Here is a 17,346-nt window from a genome sequence, read left to right on the forward strand (position 1 = left end):
CTGAGCGCGGCCCGACGGACTTCCGCTGTGATTCACAGCCACGGACATGCCCCCACCCGCACGACTCGATTCGTGCTGCCTGGGGGACCTCACTGTGACCTTGCTTCGTACTTCTGCCAACAGGATTGGCGCGATGGCGAATCCTGATTCCTTGGTGGAACAGCTGTTGGAACAAATGCTGTTTCGTACCGGCCGGCGCGCAAGTGAATCGGAGCAGAAGTCGTGGAGCCGCAGCCTTCCCGTTCTAGCCAATGATTTGATCGAAGCCGGTTTGGGCGGCGTCGAGATGTTGGTCGAGTACCACTTACCTCTCACGTCTCAGCGCGCTGATGTCGTACTGGCCGGACTACATCCGACTACCGGCCGACCGTCATATGTCGTGGTGGAACTCAAGCAATGGTCGGCCGCCCAACGATATGAAGGCAGCATTGACCTCGTCGATGTGCCGGGGATGCCCGGTGGCCCCAAACTGCACCCTGTCGCACAAGTCAAGGGCTATTGCGAGTATCTGTCAGATTTCGCGAAGGCTCTTGCAGATCAGCCCGATGCGGTTGCCGGCGTGGCCTACCTCCACAACGCCACGGATCCCGCAGCCGTCGCAGAACTACGGTCGTATCCCGTCTCCCTCAGCGGCCGGTTGTTTACCGGAGCCGACCGCGGAGATATGCAAACCTTCCTCAAATCTCGGCTCTCGACTGAGTCCTCCGGACACACTGCCGGTGATACTTTGATCCGTTCCGCAGTGGCACCCTCTCAACAATTGCTCAAGGTAGCTGCCGCCGAGGTCCGCGATCGACCGCAGTTCCATCTCCTTGGTGAGCAGCAACTAGCTGTCGACCTCGTACTCCACGCAGTGGATCAAGCTCACCAACTCGATCACAAGCGAATCATCATCGTCACCGGAGGGCCTGGCAGTGGAAAAAGTGTCGTCGCACTGTCCTTAGTCGGTGAACTCGCGCGGCGCGGTCGAACGGTATTGCACGCCACAGGTTCCCGATCCTTCACTCAGACACTTCGCAAGGTCGCCGGCGCCCGCGCTCCACGGGTGCAGAAGATGTTCAAGTATTTCAACCAATTCATGACCGCTGACCGCAACGGACTCGACGTACTAGTTCTCGACGAAGCTCACCGTATCCGTGAGACCTCAGTCGACCGCTACACCAAGGCAGAGCTTCGAACGGAGCGTCCTCAGCTCGACGAATTGATGGCAGCAGCACGCGTCCCCGTTTTCCTGCTCGACGAGTACCAGGTGGTGCGACCCGGCGAGATGGGATCACTGGAGCAGATCGAGCGACATGCAAAGTCTCTCGGATTGGAAACGCAACACGTTCACCTCGGTGAGCAATTCCGTTGCGGTGGTAGCGAAGAGTACGTTCTCTGGGTCAAACAGCTTCTCGGACTGGCAGAAGGTGAGCCCGTAGCCTGGGCTGGCGATCCGCAGTTCTCAGTTCGTATCGCCGACACACCGCAGGAGATGGAACATCTGCTGTCACAACAGATCGAACGTGGATATTCGGCTCGCATGACGGCCGGGTACTGCTGGCCATGGAGCAACGCCGATAAAGATGGCACTCTCGTGCCGGACGTAGAGATCGACAACTGGTCCCGTCCCTGGAACAGCAAGAGTGACAGACGAATCGGAGACGCACCTCCGGCCCCGCTTTGGGCTACGGAAGACGGCGGTTTCGGGCAAGTTGGATGCGTCTACACCGCACAGGGTTTCGAATACGACTGGAACGGTGTCATTCTTGGACCTGACATTGTCTGGCGCAACGGCGCATTCACCACGGTACGCACCGCCAACCGCGACCCGGATCTCAAAAACACCAAGAAGATCGGCGACGTCCGGTTCAACCGCTTGATCCGCAACATCTACAAAGTTCTGCTCACCCGAGGCATGGTTGGAACTGTCATCTACTCGACAGACGAAGAAACTCGAAAAGCTTTGCGTTCGTTGGTGAGCGAACACCTCTGACCTTCCGTTCGAAACACACTTCTAGCAGAAAACGAGCTCGGCCCGACAGGCTTCCGCCACAGGACATGCCTCCACCCGGTGCGATACCGGATAGGTGCATGACTAAATGTCCGCTTGGATAGTTCCGATAGACGGCGATAAGCTTGAGAACTGGGAGATCGCCCAAGCCAATAGCTTCTGGGACATGCCCAAGCGTTTCAATATCCAACAAGGCGACGACGTTTTCTTCTGGCTTTCCGGCGAGAAGCCCAAGGTCGCGCATGCAGGCATGGCCGGCTGGGGAATTGTGTCCTCGGGAGTGGAAGTCGTGGATCCAAGCACGCTTCCTTGGACCGATCCGAACTACGGCTACAAGTACAGGTTCCACTTCCAGGTGGTCAACACACAGAGAACCGTCGACCCCCGCTGGGGCGAGGCGCAGAAGCTGCTCGGGACCGCATTCACGGCGCAAGCTCCCCGCGAATTCCAAACCACACAGCAAGTCGATTACTTGCGATCACTATTCGCCTCCCAAACTGACCGCACCATCGGGCCGTATGCGACGACTATCACCGTCGACTCGTCTGTTGTTCCCTCACGAATCGACGACCCGTACGTCCAAGGCGAGGACATGCGCAAGCGAGCCGAGCGCTTGATCGTGATTCGCCAAGGCCAGGGTGCGTTTCGGAAATCTCTCATGGACAACTACCACGGTGCCTGCGCTATGACCGCAACCTCAGTGCCATCAGTGCTCGAAGCCGCTCATATCGACCGCTACTTTGGTGAGAACACGCATCACGTAACCAACGGGCTTCTGCTGCGTGCCGATCTCCACACGTTGTTCGATCTCCGACGCATCACGGTGGACGAGAATTTCCTTATCCGAGTCGATCCCAAGCTGACGGGCACGGAGTACGAGTCTCTCGATGGCATGCCACTTCGGTTGCCCGCCAACCTAGCTCACCACCCAGATCGGGGTGCTCTCCACCGGCACCGCGAAAGCTGCTCCTGGATGCCCAATTCATCGGCCACAACCTAAACTTCAGGATGCGACGTAAATCTGCGTACGATGCCAGTCCAGGTAGGCGATGTCTGGCCGGTCGGCAGCATCGGGCAGTATCAAACGGTCTGTGAGGGGTGGCTTTCCGAGCGCCGCGCGCAGCGGGCCTTCGGTCAGCATCTCGTTCTCGACACCAGGTGCGTAGTGAAGGTTGAGTTCCTTGTCGACGGTGATCAGTCCTGTGTCAAAGGCGACGTCGTGGGTCGGGCAGGCGGTGAAACCATTCCGGTGGTCGAGGCGTTCCCTACCGGTGCTGTCACGCCAAGGTTTTATGTGACTCGCGGTGAGAAGTCGTGGACGGCGGCGTCCGCCGATATTCGCGCTGAGTCCGCAAAACACGCATCGGTGCTGGTGATTACGAAGCACGCCTTCTGCGAAACGGTGCTGCCCCACACGCACGGTGGAAGTTAGCAACCGCTGCGTGGTTTCTATCGGAATATCGTCACGCACTTTAGACCACTTTTCGAGAGTCAGTTCCAATGACTTTTCGATCTCGCTCTCCACCAGCTCTTCTTGACCCGCGAGCCACAGTATTTCGCCGTGCTCGAGGCCCAAGAAGTCCGGCAAAGTAACTTCGTCGATTCCGTGTTGCCTGGCCGACCGCAGGATTCGCAGGTAGACGTCTTGAAGAAGCTCGCTGTCTGAGAGCATCCGCGCCGCAACTTCAACTTCGTGCCGACCCCCGTTGCTGCGACTCCCGTCGAGGTTTGCCATCTTCGCGATGAAGCTGGTCGGTGGACGCTTGAATAATCGCGCTAGGTGTTGCACAGGCATGCCTGCACGATGAGCGGACCCGCTACCGAACCTGCTGTGGTCGACCAACAAGGAAGCGCATAGCGACAGCACCACTTCGGATGGCACAAAGTTCACTTGGTTCGTTTTTGGCGGAGGAATTTGGCGTGCCAATACCGACGTCCACTGCTCTGACAAAGCCGCTGGTGTCGGGTCGAGAAACTCAGAAATCGCCAACGGCGCCAAGATCCACTTCCCTCATCGAGGTTGACTGCAACATTCACACAGTAGCCGGCGCCCGAAATGACACACCCGCACCTTGCCGTAACGATCTCTCCCAAATCCGTGGCATCATGCGCCTCCGGACGCCACCACGCATCCAAAGCCGAGGCAGCCGGCATAACCCCCTATTCGGCAATACTCGAAGAATCACTCGCGGGCGCGTGTCGATTGCATGAGCGGTCCAGCTCGTCCACGCCGGATTCGACGTGTGAACAGAGTTAGTTCACAGCCCACGGACCGATGCTGAGCACGCGATGTGACGCCCGTTCGCCTGACGTGTCAACATCGACCACCAACCAGCGATGATGATCCGGCAGTCGGTGACTCTCTGCTTGCCGAAGCGTGCTTGTCATAGCTATGCCTCTGGCAGGTAGCAGTGAAAACAGTTGATGCTCAATTGCAAACCAGGCCTGCGGCCCCTACCGGAACGCACTCCCCTTCGAGGTAAGAGTCTTCACCCGCTCGACAGTCCAGATCGCAAGCACATCCACTTTGCGCTTGCGACCCGTCTCCTTGTGCGTATCCATTTCCTGCTCCGCGATGATGTCCTTGATCCCGTCGGCATCGAGGGCCGAAAGACGCTCCAAGAGAGCCTCTTCCCCATCAAGCTTGAAGACCTCGAACGGGTCGAAAGCCCCCGGCTCCCGCTTCACCTTCGGAGCCGCAGCACGACGACGCGGCGCCGGCGCAGAAGCAGGTACCACAACGGCGGATCCATCCGACGGAACTGCGAAAGCGCTTTCGATTGCCTTCGCGAAGCGCGGGGTACGGGCAGCTTCCTCTGCAACTACCTGAACCAGTTTGGCCAGCAACACCGATGCCGAGGCATTGGTTGCTCCCAACTTGAGGAGCGCTGCACCGGTTTCCTGCACCTGCACGCGACGACGCGCCTCATCGATACCCGCACTCATAGCTTCGCCTGCGCTTCCGTGAGAATGTTCTGCGTAATTGCACGCATCTGATCGAACTGACCTGCATTGCCGTACTTCACCTTCAAAGTGCTGTACGGGTGAAACTCCGCCGACGCGGCAATCTGATTCGACTCCGCGAGATACTCCGGCAATACGTGAGGGACGTTGGGATCGCGTCGAAGATTTCGCACAGTCGTGCGGTGCACCGCCGAGTTGGACTTGTACTTGGTGATCACCAACCCAAGTTCGAAGAGTTCCCGACCAAGTTCCTTGCCGAACTTCGCGATGTGCGTCTGGATCTGCGGAATGCCGTACGTGGAGAGCACATCCGGGATCGTGGGGATCACATACCCGTCAGCCATGGCCAATCCGTTGAGTGTGATCGGCCCGAGATTCGGCGGGCAATCGATCAGAACATAGTCGTAGTACGGCATCACCGGGGCGACGGCATCCCTCAACAATTCAACCGGCTTGGTGGAGTTCCGATCAGCAACCCGAAGGGCACTGATCTCCTCCTGCAGCTCGATCAAATCGAGAGATGAGGGAAGCAGATCCACACCCGTCACTCGCTTGACCGGAGAAACTCCGCGCTGAATCGAGGCTTCAAGATCGAAGTTCGACGTGCCATCGACGGCGTCGCGGAAAATGGTTGCGCTGGTCAGCCCTTGCTTGTTGAGTTCGAGCCAGTGATCCTCACTGATCATCATCGTCGTCAGATTGATCTGCGCATCGAGGTCGATCAACAGCACGCGCTGACCGAATTCGAGCGACATGAACTCGGCCAACCCCGCGGTGATCGTCGTCTTACCGACGCCGCCCTTGAGGTTGATCGTCGCAATCGTCTTAGCCATCAGAACCCATTCCTGTCTCCCACCACAACACACCTAGTTCGCATCGACGATCGCCCCTGTCCCTGACTGCTTCACCCGAAAACCGATTCGCCCCAACGGCTCCACCGCGTGCGGAAGCGCGTACGAGAACAACGTCGCAAAATCGCGCGAGTCCACGGGACCAGCCTGTGCCCGTTTCAACTGACGAGGAGCCGGATCGTTCGCCAATACCAGAATCAATGCACCGCGAGTCTTCCGATGAAGAGCACCCGCAAGCGGTCCACCGTTCTTCTTCGGGCTGCCCGCAATGTGCTCGATCGCATCGCGCTCACGGACGGCCGTACCGGTGAAACCTGTTCGGTACTCGCGTTCCTGACGCTTGCGATTGACGATCGGAAGTTTCTCGTGCCAACCCTTGATCTCGATCGGCTCCCGGGTCTTAGGGTACGGCAGCAGAACTGCAAAATCCTCGAGCAATCCGGATGCGATTGCGGTCGAAAGCGCTTCGCGGTGGGGACCGAAATCCCACCCGTTCGCCCACTCGAACTGGTCGACGGCCTCCAACACCACATGGGCAGGGACAATGCCGTATCGCGCAGTGAACGATCGCGAAACATCATCCTTGTCAACGAAATTGAAGGACCCTGTTTCGCCCAACGACTTCAATAATGGTGCAACCGCGTCGAAGTGCCGAGCGTTGATCGAACCGTCGCCTCGCGGGGGCTGCATCGTGAAGCTGAAACTTTCACCGCCCATGCCTCGATAAACCAGATCGGCGTTGAACATCTTGTTTCGAGCCGTTGGCCTCAGCCACGGCAGCTGCTGAAACACCATCGGCGGCACATCGCGTGGAGTGACCCACGGTTCGCCCTTCTCGTTCACGCCGCTGAACCTGGTGAGCTCGTTCCGGAACTCCTGCTCATCCCGAACGATCGCCTCGAACGCCTTGTACATGTCGTAGTCCGCGCCGGCGGGTCCGCCAACCGTGCGGCCGATGAACAGGCGCACCAAGTCTCGGTACCCGGGGCGGAATCCGAACCATCGTCCCATCTGCATCAATGTGTCAGCTTGGCCCGTTCGACGCGTGTAATAAGTGATGGTCAGGCCCTCGACCGTGAAGCCGCGACTCAGCTTTGTTCCGCCGACCAGAATCTTCCACACGCCGCGTTCCTGGAAATCGAGGGAATCCTGTTTGTAGTCCTTCTCGGCCGCGCCGTTGACCACGATAACGGGGCTGGTTCCCTCGGAAATCTTGTCGTAGGCAGCGCCGATGAATTCCTCCAACTCGGCAAACGAACCAGGATTCTCCAGTTCACTGCCCCGAGCCGCACTCACCACCGCAAAGTCTTCGGCCCAGAGCTTGTCCAGCCGGGAAAGACTCTTGGCCTGGCTGTATCCGGCCGATTTCCACAAGGCCTTGAAGTCGTCGGCTACGGCGTCATGCTCGGCCTGCTTCACCGATTCGTGCACCAGCATCGTGTGGTGCCGATACGGCTTGGCGCCCTTCGATTCCCGGAATAGCTTGATCGCCCCCGTCAGGACAAACGAGTCGAGCGCTCGCAACTGCTCGGCTGAGCGATCCTCGTCGCACTCGGCCCGGAGATCCCGTACGTACGCTTTCTGGTTCGAATTGGCCGGAGTCTTGTCGTCGTCTTCGAGATCGTCTAGATCGTGGAAGTCCGCACCACCCATGTACGGGCCGGGCCGCTCGAGACTGACGATGAAGTCCGAAGGAAAGACGTTGACGCTGTCTTCCGGATCGACAAACACATTGGCAAAAGGTGTTGCGGTGTAACCGATGTACTGGGCACGCTCGAGTAGACCGAGGATCTCGGCAATCTGACCGTTGATCGCCGTCCGCTCGACCTGCTCGGTTTTCATCTTCTTCGGATCGATCGTGTTCACCGATGCCTGATCGGCTTCGTCGTCGATGATCAGGGCAGGAATCTGATCGAGTTCGGTCGGCACTTTCTTCAGATCGGCCACCAGCTTCTTGAGGCTGGAGACGTTCTTCTTCACGACCGCGATGCGAATATTGCTGGGGTACAGATTCTTCGGATCATTCAGCGGAAGGGAGTGATCCACGGTTTCGAAGTGCAGTGCGCTCAGGCCCGCGAGCAGGCTCTTGTAGTCAAAGGTCGAGGTGGTGAGTCGACGGATAGCCGGGATTTCATTGGTCTTGTTCGGATCGATTTCGTGTTCGAGAAAGTTCCCGTTTCGCCAGTCCTCGTCGTTGGCGTAGTCGTCGTCCACGCCTGCACTGATGTTTTGACGACCGACCAATTCCATGTCGAGGCGTCGCTGAGTCTGGCTCCGGAGAATCTCGATAGTGCCGGTCAGAACGATGACCAAGCGGTACCCAGCGTCGATCGCCTTGGCCACTACGCCACTGAAATTCGCCGTCTTCCCGCTCTGGACGTAGCCGACCACCAAACCTTTGGACTGATACGGCTCGGGCCGCGTCGGATCCGCAAGCCGGTGCACAACCTCAGTGGTTGCAATGTCCAGCTTTCCGATTGTCGCCTCGTCCCAGTTCTTGTCGGCTAGAACTCGCTTGTAAGCGCGCCAATAGAAGTCGTGCTCGCGGCGGCGTTCGGAGGTGTACCAGGGGTCCCACGGCTGCTGAGCCGCAATGACAACGGGCCCACCTTCGCGAGGGAAGTGCGCATCCATCTCGGCGTGGGCGTCGACCGGCAATCCCAACAAGTCGTAGATCCGAGCCCGCCGTTCCGGACTTTGCGGAACAGTCGAGCCTACCCACGTCTCGACACTTTCCGCATCCCACTGCCGTAGACGCGAGGTGAGCGCCGTTCGTACACCGACAGCACTCTCATCGAGGAACACATCGATGATGTCCGCGATGGTCAGGCCATCCGGATAGCTCGCTCGCAGGCGCGCGTTGACCGGGTAGAGCACGTTCTCGGGCGGAAACCCGTCACCGAGTTCACGCGCAACCGCACGGAATACTTCATCACTCACTGCACTACCTGCTCCCGGTGCGCTGCCACTGCGGAAATCAACACTTCCTGCCACGCCTGCATCTTTTCCCTCTGACGAGCGCCGATTCTCGTTCCTTCGAACATCTCACTCACCAACAGGAAGACAAGCGTCTTGAGCACCGGAGCATCAGCCGGGTCGAGACTGCGACGTCCGAGCAGATCACGCCGAAAACGCGCATTGATCCACAAAGTCCGAGTCTTGAGGTCGACTTCGAAGAACTGATCACGCGCCAAGGCTCGCCAACCCACAGCAACAGGATCATCACCGACGCTGAATTCGAAGGCGTCGCTGAAGGAATCGAGCACGTCTTCCGGAAAGCCGGACGCCGGCTCGATGACGCTGATCGGCCGAGGTGCAGAACTTCGGGCTGCCCGCACGACGCGCTCGGCATCGGTCAGATACGAACGGAATCCACCGTTGCAATCCGTGAAGACGGCCCCGTCGACGGCAGCCGACGCAGTGGCGTCGAGCGTCACCCCCGATTTCTCGGGATTGATGGTGATGTGCTGCAGCAGAGAATCGTTCAGATCGACAGCAATTCGTGCCAATCCGTAGTCCGGTCGGCCCCGCACTATCGCGTTCCAGCCGCCGATCTGCAGGAGTCGATCGTGCCGATAGAAGTAGAGCCCCTGCTGGTCGCGGCCGGGGGCGCCGTGGATGCGAAATTCCGGTGCATTGCTCCGGGCGGGCCACATGTGAGCTTCGGCGGTTACTGTGGCACCGGCGATCGACACGGTAAGTGTCCGAGGGTAGTTGGGGTCGCCGGTGCGCGGATACCGGAACGGGTCGATGGCACTGACTGTGCGCAGCGCGCCGGCGCGTCCCGCTTCGACGTCGAAGACATCCACAGTCAGAGCGATCCGGCCGGATTCGATGAGACGGTGAAATACGACGCCGAGGTGACTGCGCACGTCGTTGATGGTCTGTTCGAGCCAGCTGGTCTGCTCGTCCGCGTGCGCGGACATGAGAAATGTTGTGATGCCGCGCCATTCGACAACAGTTCCGGTGTCGAAGGGAAAGCGGGGCGTGACTGCGTCGAAGAATTCTTCGGCTTGCCGGTCCTCGATCACCGAAACTGACTGACGCCCCTGCACTGAGGCCGAGTCGATCTCGCGGCCCTGCGTCGGGTGCCCGGACTTTCGAGACCACACTCGGAGCAACCGAGCCTGACTCAACGACGCCGCCTTCATCCCTACACCGAAATGACCCAGGTCCCCGGCGGCATAGTCGCGTCGGCGGCCGTAGGTCATCGCGGAATCAATGGTGTCACTGTCCATGCCGGAGCCGTTGTCGATCACCATCATCGACACGATCCGTGTGCCGTCCTGAACGAACCTGATCAGCACGTGGGAGGCCTCGGCGTCGAGGCTGTTGTCGATCAGATCGGCGAGCGCTGTCGCGATGGTGTGGTGCAAGCCGATGGCGCCGGCGAGGGACTCGTCCGCAGCAAGGATCTTGGTGCCCACTATGCGGGTGTCCGCGACGTCAGTCATGGGATGCATCCTTACCCTCTACCTCGTCGATTTCGGATGCTTCGCCGCGCCTCCATGCCGCCTCCAGGAAGTCCAAAACCACGCCTTCACCACGATCTTCGTACGCGCGCAGTATCTTTCGTGGACGGTCTTCACCGTCCAGACACACGGCTTCGGCGAGAATCCGCACCACATGTCTCTCGGCAGTTCGCAATGGCTCGCGATTGCCAACCTCTGCAAGTGCCTGACGTAGTGGGTCGATGTCAGAGTGAACGATCGCCGGTCGGACCACGCGGAAGGTTCCGTCTTGCCACAGCTCGAGCAACACGTCTTCGCCCTCCACAGCGGAGAGTTCACGCAGGAATCGGCGGATAGTGCCGAACGTCGGCTGCGCTCCGGTCCACCGAACTGCTTGAACGCCGAGGTGGCTCTCCAACTCGATGGTCTCACCGCGCACACAGCCGGCAGCGACTGCAACACCGGCGGGTACAGCAAATCCGGAGCCCCGCAGATGATCTGCGGTCACAGTCAGTCGATACCGCCACGTACTACCTGACCGGTACAGGCGGCGAGTCAACTCTGGCGTCTTCGCAGTGTTGCGTGTCCGCTTGCGCCGGACTATCCCGTCACCACCAATGTTGAACTCACTGGCTTCTTCAGCCTCTCCCGAAGAAACCGGTTCCTCCCCAACGGAATCCGCGCTTCCCCAGGCGTGCAGCCGCCACACTGCGCCGTCGAGCGCCACGCGATCGTCGGCCTCGAGCGCGCGCTCGATCGACCGCTCACTGCGATCGGACTTCAGCAAGTCCACTAGCTCGACGACGGACTTCGGCGATCCGACGGCTTCGAGCGCGCCGACTGCCAGATCGGAGATCCGACGCGCACGCGTCAGCGCAGACTCCGCCACAACGACAACGCCGCACCACGCAAGCCACTTCTCCAGTTCGCCGCGTGACATCGACACCACTTCGGCGACGTCGTCGAGTGCAACCACACCGTTCGGGGACTCAAAGTCCTCGAGCAAGGTCTGAGTCCGTTTCTTGGCCTCCGCGACGCCCGGAGCGGCAGCCCAACCGTCAGTCACCTCGAAGTAGTCGTCGAGACGGTCCAGAACCAACCACAGCGGAACTCCGTAACCAGGCACCTCCGCCGCGATGCTCGGATGCACGTCGAGGAGGCGATCAAGCGAAGCTACCGGCTGAATCTCGACCCGCAGGCTGGCAAGCAGGTTCCCCACCGCCGTCCCGAATCCGCACGCCGCGTTGAGTTTGGCTTTCACGTCGGCCTCGATCTGCCCGACCCGCCCCGAGCCCACACCGAGCTTGGCTCCGATCGCTCCCCTGCGCTGCGGAACTCGCGCCACGATCCGCTCACGCAACACCAACGACTCCCGCTCATCCAGCTGCGAGAAGAGATTGTCGATCTCGTCCATCGCGTCAGTACTGTCCGTGTCGGGCAAGTCGTTCGGCGTCAGAGCCGAGATCCGGGCGGCAACTTCCTGAATCGAGGCCGGAGATTCATCGTCGATCTCGACGGTGACGAGTGGTCTGCTGTCCTGGCCTCGGACCCGTCGCCACATTGCCAGCTGAGCGAGATCGTCGAGCAGCGCTGTGATCGCGGGTGGGGCAACTGATTCCTCAGCGGTCTCGACGCGGGCGAGCGGAGTCGTCATGACCGCACAGACCAACAGGTTGAGCACTATGTCGTGCACCGTCTGTTCGCTCGTTCCGCGCACGCCGAAGATCTCAGCGGTCGTATGCGTCAGTAGACCGCCGATTGCTTTGTCGGTGGTGAGCCGTGACAACGCCGTCACTGCGCGAGTATCGAGACTCAACACCTCCAGCGGGAGATCTTCACCAAGGAGCGGAAAGCTCTCTTGTAATACCGCTGCCGCGTGGTGAGCGATGTAGAGGGACGCCAGCTCGGAGAGAACCTTCTCGAGATCGACCTCGAGAACAGTGAACGACGGCGCTTCGCTGAACCACCAATCAGGCGACGGGGCCAGCGGCTCGAGCAGCGCAGCACGATCGGATACGTAGTCGTCCAGCCAAGGAAACAGATCGACCCACAGCGTCTGACTCAGCTCGTTCGCGGGAAGCGAGTTCACACCCAACGTCAACGCACTACTCCCACTCACGGATACCTTCATTGCAGTCAAAACCGACCGCGATGTCGGTAACAAGTTACTGCAGCTTGTGAGCGGTCGCAGCGCCGGACCTGCTTACCCGACAGTCAGACTTTCTCCGCTCAGTCGACGGCGGTGAAACCCTTCGCCCGATCTTTGTCGACCGACGTCCACAGCGTCGTCGACAGTTCGGCCTTCACCAGCGGGATGACCTCCTCGGCAAAGCGGCGCAGAGTGTCCTTCTGCTGCTCGAAGTCGAGCACGTGATTGACCGACACCGATTGGAAATCGTGGCCGTAGCTCTCGTGATAATCGAGGATCTTCTCGGCGACTCGCTCCGAAGACCCGACCAATGCCGGCCCACGGTCGACGGCTTCCTCGATGGTCCGGAAGCTTGTCGACTTTCCGACCGCTTTGGGATCGTGCTTGCGTTTGTCGGCCTGCGCAACGGCGCCTTCGTAGATCGGACGGAACTCTTCGATGGCCTGCTCGGTCGTGTCGGCGAGGAACAATCCGCCCGAACCCGAACCGACATACGCCTTGGCCGGGTCATGTCCGTACGCCAGGTACTGCTCGCGGTAGTGGTCGATCAGCACTTTGTAGTTCTCACGAGGCTGGAAGGCGTTGGCGGTGACGATGGGGTCACCCCACTTCGCCGCGAGTTCGACGGCCTCGAACGAGGTAGCCGATCCGTGCCAGATACGGAACGGGCCGTCGAAAGGACGCGGTAGCGTCGTCGCGTCCTCGAGCGAAGGCCGGTGCGTTCCCACCCACTTGACGTTTTCCTCGCTGATCAGCAGTTTGAGGAGTTCGTAGTTCTCGGTGAGGTACTCGTACTGCTTGGCGATGTCCAGACCGAGGAGCGGGTATTGAAGAACCTCGTTGCCCTTGCCGATCACGATCTCGAGGCGTCCCCGGCTGAGTTGATCGATGGTTCCGAAATCTTCGGCGACTCGGATCGGGTCGAGTAGCGAAAGGACCGTGACACCCGTCGAGAGCAGGATTCTGTCCGTGGCCTGCGCAATCGCCCCCAAAACGACGGTTGGCGCCGACGAAAGAACCGGCCCGGCATGGCGCTCACCCACCGAGAACGAATCGATACCCAGTTCTTCGGCGAGAACCGCCAGTTCGACGACGCGGTTGAGCCGATCGGACGGGGCAACTTCCTCGCCGGTCACTGGATGGGGTGGGTTGAAAATGATGTCCAGAACCTGAAAACGCATGACCCGTCTTTCTCGATAACCGCACAGCGCGCCTGTCCCTCGGAGGCTAGTGCGCGACTCGTCGACGGATCCGCCATCCGAGGACGCCCCTGACACGGCGAAATCACGAAAAACCCTATTCAACAACTACTTTCGACTCAATGGCATCATTCGGTCGATAAAACTCTCCCCGATCCGAAGTCGACCGAAAACATGCCGCACTCCCGCCAGGCAGGACCTGTGTCACCAACCAAACGAGCGCACGGTAAACATGAAGTACTAAGAGTGCGTTCCCTTATCGTTAAGAGGTACTTGATATGAACGGTGCGGCAGCCATCGGTGATGGCATATTTCAGATTCCTGTCCCGATCACGGACAACCCGCTCGGGCACACGCTCGTCTACGCCATGGAATCCCCCGGCGGACTGATCTTGGTCGACGCTGGTTGGGGCGACGACAACGGCTGGCAGGGCCTCAACGCCGGGCTCGCCGAGATCGGGCATTCGGTGACCGACATCGAGGGCGTTGTGGTCACGCACTTCCATCCGGACCACACCGGCCTGTGCGGACGGGTCCGCGAGGCATCCGGCGCCTGGATCGCCATGCACGAGGACGACCACTACTTGTTCGATCAGATGGCCACTGCGCGTAACGAGGAGTGGATGGCGTACCAGCTCGACAACATGGAACGTGCCGGAGCGCCCGCAGCTGACCGTGATGCATTCCGACTGGCTGCCGCGGGTGAGTCTCCGGTGGGCCCCGAGTCCGCTCCCGACCGCCTTCTCGCGGACGACGAAATCATCGCGCTCACCGGCCGCGGCCTCCGCGTTGTCTACACCCCCGGCCACACGCCTGGTCACGTCTGCTTCTACCTCGACGACGCCGACGTCATGTTCACCGGCGAGCACGTCCTGCAGAAGACGACACCCCACGTCGGCAACTTCGTGTACCCCCTCGACGAGCGTGATGCCCTCGCCGATTTCCTCGACTCGCTCGCACGGGTGCAGAACATGAACATCACCCGCGGTCTCGGCGCACACGGCATTCCGATCGACGACGTCGGAGGTCGCGCCGGCGAGCTGATCGAGCATCACCAGGAGCGACTCGATCACCTGCTGCAGGAGTTCGCCGACGACAAGCTCACGGTGTGGGACGTCGCGGCAAAGATGAAGTGGTACAAGCCGTGGGCCGAGATCTCCCCGATGGGAAAGACGATGGCGCTCTCCGAGGGCGCAGCTCACCTTCGCCATCTGGTTGCCCGAGAGCAGGTCTCTCAGGTTCCCGGCTCCGAGCCAGCGCTCTTCGCTCGCTCCGTCTGAAAGATCAGGGCCGACAAGCACTCCGCTCGTCGGCCATGATCTCTATTCCGCTTCGGCCTGATCGACTATTCGGGTCGACGCCGATCGCGGCACCACCACCACCGGAACCGGTGAGTACCGCACGATCTTCGCCGCCCGACTGCCGAGGAACACCCGCGCCAGTGGACCTGCCTTGCTCGAGCCGACAGTCAGAACGTCACCTCGGTCCCACTCGACACCCTCGAGCGCCTCGGCCCAGTTACGACCATGGCTGATAACCGATTCCATGACGTCGGGTATTTCGGGCAGTGCACGCACGCGCTCGAAGGCAGCGTTGGTCTCGCGCTCGACCACCTCGGCCCACTCAGAGATGATCGGTGAATCCCCCTCGGTCCCGAGCGTGGTCGTGTACTGCGCGTTTGCGCGAACTGCAAACGCCGCCAGTCTGAGTCCGGCATCGACACGCGCAGCCACGGTCGCGGCGGCGAGCACCAGATCGTCTTGATCGGGTGTGCCCGAGTATGCGGCGGTGACGCGGCGAACCACCTCACCGGGCTTGGTTCGAAATCCCCTCGGCGCCAGGGCGACCGGAACGTCGGAGCTGTGCAGCAAGCGTGAGGTGACACTGCCGAGAGCCACGTGACCGAACACCCCGGCCGTAGACGAATCCAGGACGATCATCTTGGCTTCGTGCTCGTGAACGAGATCGAGCAGGCCACTCGACGTCGACTGAGCCTCATGCACGACATAGGTTACGTCGACGTCGGAGGGCATGTCGGCCCGCGCTTTCGCCAGTGCCGCTTCGGCTTCGGCTCGCAATTGCTGGTGGTATTCGGCGTCGACACGCGCCATCCCGGGCGGTGGCGGCGAGGGAATCACCGCGCAGATCACCAGCGGTTCACCGGACGAGCGCGCCAACAGCGTTGCCAGATGGACGGTTCCGGAGCTGTCACCGTCGGGTGCGTATCCCGCGAGCAACGTCATGACTCGGACTCCGATCCCAGTTCGGCGCGGTTCTTCGCCCCGAGGCGCGAGTGCTTCATACCGTAGGCGAAGTACCAGATGATCGCGACGGTCACCCAGACGAGGAATACGTAGATCGTGACGGTTCGGAGGTCCTTGATGATCCACAGGCAGCCCAGGATCGAGAGGATCGGCGTCACCGGATAGCCGGGAACTTTGAAGCTGCGCGGCAGGTCCGGGTCACTGCGCCGCAGGATGATGACCCCGACCGAGACCACGAGGAAGGCCACCAGAGTTCCGATGCTGGTCATTTCGGCGAGGAAGTTGATCGGAATGAAACCGGCCAGAATGCTGATGACGACGCAGACGATGATGGTGTTGGGCACCGGCGTCAGAGTCCGCGGGTTCACCTTGTGGAAGATCGACGGAATCATGCCGTCGCGTGACATCGCGAACAGGATCCGGGTCTGACCGTAGATGACCACGAGCGTGACGCTGCAGATCGAGATCACCGCACCGGCGGCCAGAAGTGTTCCCGGCCAGGTAGATCCGGTCACCTGTTCGAGGATGGCGGACAGTCCGGCTTCCTGACCTTCGAACGATGCGGAATCCTGTGCACCGATCGCGACGGCGACAACAGCGATGTAGATCGCGGTGACAGACACGAGCGCAATGAGGATCGCGAGAGGGAGATTGCGACGAGGGTTCTTCACTTCTTCGCCGGCGGTGGACACAGCGTCGAGGCCGATGTACGAGAAGAAGATGATTCCGGCGGCGGACATGACGCCACTGAATCCGAACGGTGCGAAGTCGGCGAAGTGATTGCTGTTCCATCCGGCGATGCCGACCACGATGAAGAGCAACAGAATTGCGAGTTTGATCGAGACCATGATGGCGTTGGCCTTGGCCGATTCACTGGCGCCGCGGATGAGCAGAACACCGCACAGGCACACCAGGATCACTGCGGGCAGATTGATGATGCCGCCCTGCTCCGGCGCTTGTGACAACGCGTCGGGGATCTGGAACCCGAAGAGGTTGCCCAGTAGCTGGTTCAAATATTGCGACCATCCGACGGACACCGCCGCGGCCGAGACTCCGTACTCGAGAAGCAGACACGCGCCGACGGCCATGGCCGGAAGCTCTCCGAGCGTCGCGTAAGCGTAGGAATACGACGAGCCCGACGCCGGGACAGCTCCGGCCAACTCCGCGTAACAAATCGCTGTGAGTCCCGCGACGACACCGGCAACAACGAAGGAGATGATCACTGCCGGACCCGCAACCGGGACTGCCTGCGAGAGGACGAAGAAGATACCGGTGCCGATCGTGGCGCCGATGCCGAACATGGACAACTGCGCCAAACCGATACTGCGGGTCAGCTCGCCGCCGTTGGTATCTGCGCCGGTCTCCTGGTCTATCTGCAAAGCCGGCTTGCGCCGAAGTACGTGTTTGACGAGAGTAGCCATCGACGCTCCTCTAGAGTGCCTGGTAGGAAACTGTTGTATCCTCATACTGCACGT

At 60.4% G+C, this 17,346-nt stretch carries 12 protein-coding genes; 3 read left to right on the top strand and 9 right to left on the bottom strand.

What is annotated here, in order from left to right:
- Positions 1-94: 94 nt before the first annotated feature.
- The gene (locus tag ACVZUB_RS19950; protein ID WP_482627684.1) at positions 95-1,975 is read left to right on the top strand and encodes a DNA/RNA helicase domain-containing protein; all 1,881 of its coding nucleotides are present in this window, start codon (positions 95-97) and stop codon (positions 1,973-1,975) included.
- 184 nt (positions 1,976-2,159) lie between these two features.
- Positions 2,160-2,993 carry an HNH endonuclease gene (locus ACVZUB_RS19955; protein ID WP_482627685.1) on the top strand — a complete coding sequence of 278 codons (834 nt, stop codon included), beginning with the start codon at positions 2,160-2,162 and terminating at the stop codon, positions 2,991-2,993.
- Positions 2,994-2,996: 3 nt separating this feature from the next.
- On the opposite strand, the gene ACVZUB_RS19960 is transcribed toward ACVZUB_RS19955, so the two are convergent.
- From ACVZUB_RS19960 to ACVZUB_RS19990, 7 genes are all read right to left on the bottom strand, one after another.
- Entirely contained in the window at positions 2,997-3,992 is a 996-nt protein-coding gene (locus ACVZUB_RS19960; RefSeq protein WP_039972632.1) for an HNH endonuclease, read from the bottom strand.
- Positions 3,993-4,447: 455 nt separating this feature from the next.
- A complete protein-coding gene (locus tag ACVZUB_RS19965; protein WP_047889239.1) occupies positions 4,448-4,939 on the bottom strand; it encodes a hypothetical protein in 492 nt (163 codons plus the stop codon).
- A complete protein-coding gene (locus tag ACVZUB_RS19970) occupies positions 4,936-5,790 on the bottom strand; it encodes a ParA family protein (RefSeq protein ID WP_003940667.1) in 855 nt (284 codons plus the stop codon). The genes ACVZUB_RS19965 and ACVZUB_RS19970 overlap by 4 nt, the downstream gene beginning before the upstream one ends.
- Before the next feature lie 33 nt (positions 5,791-5,823).
- Positions 5,824-8,748: a Z1 domain-containing protein gene (locus ACVZUB_RS19975; RefSeq protein WP_482627686.1), complete on the bottom strand. Its 2,925-nt coding sequence runs from the start codon at positions 8,746-8,748 to the stop codon at positions 5,824-5,826.
- Positions 8,745-10,262 carry an ATP-binding protein gene (locus ACVZUB_RS19980; RefSeq protein WP_007729274.1) on the bottom strand — a complete coding sequence of 506 codons (1,518 nt, stop codon included), beginning with the start codon at positions 10,260-10,262 and terminating at the stop codon, positions 8,745-8,747. Before ACVZUB_RS19980 ends, ACVZUB_RS19975 begins: the two co-directional genes overlap by 4 nt.
- A complete protein-coding gene (locus ACVZUB_RS19985) occupies positions 10,255-12,378 on the bottom strand; it encodes a hypothetical protein (protein WP_482627687.1) in 2,124 nt (707 codons plus the stop codon). The genes ACVZUB_RS19980 and ACVZUB_RS19985 overlap by 8 nt, the downstream gene beginning before the upstream one ends.
- 110 nt (positions 12,379-12,488) lie before the next feature.
- Positions 12,489-13,589 (bottom strand): LLM class flavin-dependent oxidoreductase, encoded by a 1,101-nt coding sequence (locus ACVZUB_RS19990; protein ID WP_221742702.1) that lies wholly within the window; start codon positions 13,587-13,589, stop codon positions 12,489-12,491.
- A 296-nt stretch (positions 13,590-13,885) separates the two neighbouring features.
- On the opposite strand from ACVZUB_RS19990, the gene ACVZUB_RS19995 reads away from it, so the two are divergent.
- Positions 13,886-14,887, top strand: a complete 1,002-nt coding sequence (locus ACVZUB_RS19995) for an MBL fold metallo-hydrolase (protein WP_482627688.1) — start codon at positions 13,886-13,888, stop codon at positions 14,885-14,887.
- Between the two features lie 42 nt (positions 14,888-14,929).
- Here the strand turns inward: ACVZUB_RS19995 and ACVZUB_RS20000 are convergent, their stop codons facing one another.
- Positions 14,930-15,850: a universal stress protein gene (locus tag ACVZUB_RS20000; protein ID WP_003940649.1), complete on the bottom strand. Its 921-nt coding sequence runs from the start codon at positions 15,848-15,850 to the stop codon at positions 14,930-14,932.
- Positions 15,847-17,292, bottom strand: a complete 1,446-nt coding sequence (locus ACVZUB_RS20005) for an amino acid permease (protein ID WP_007729264.1) — start codon at positions 17,290-17,292, stop codon at positions 15,847-15,849. The genes ACVZUB_RS20000 and ACVZUB_RS20005 overlap by 4 nt, the downstream gene beginning before the upstream one ends.
- Positions 17,293-17,346 lie beyond the last annotated feature (54 nt).

It is taken from the genome of Rhodococcus sp. OS5 (genome assembly GCF_056837585.1).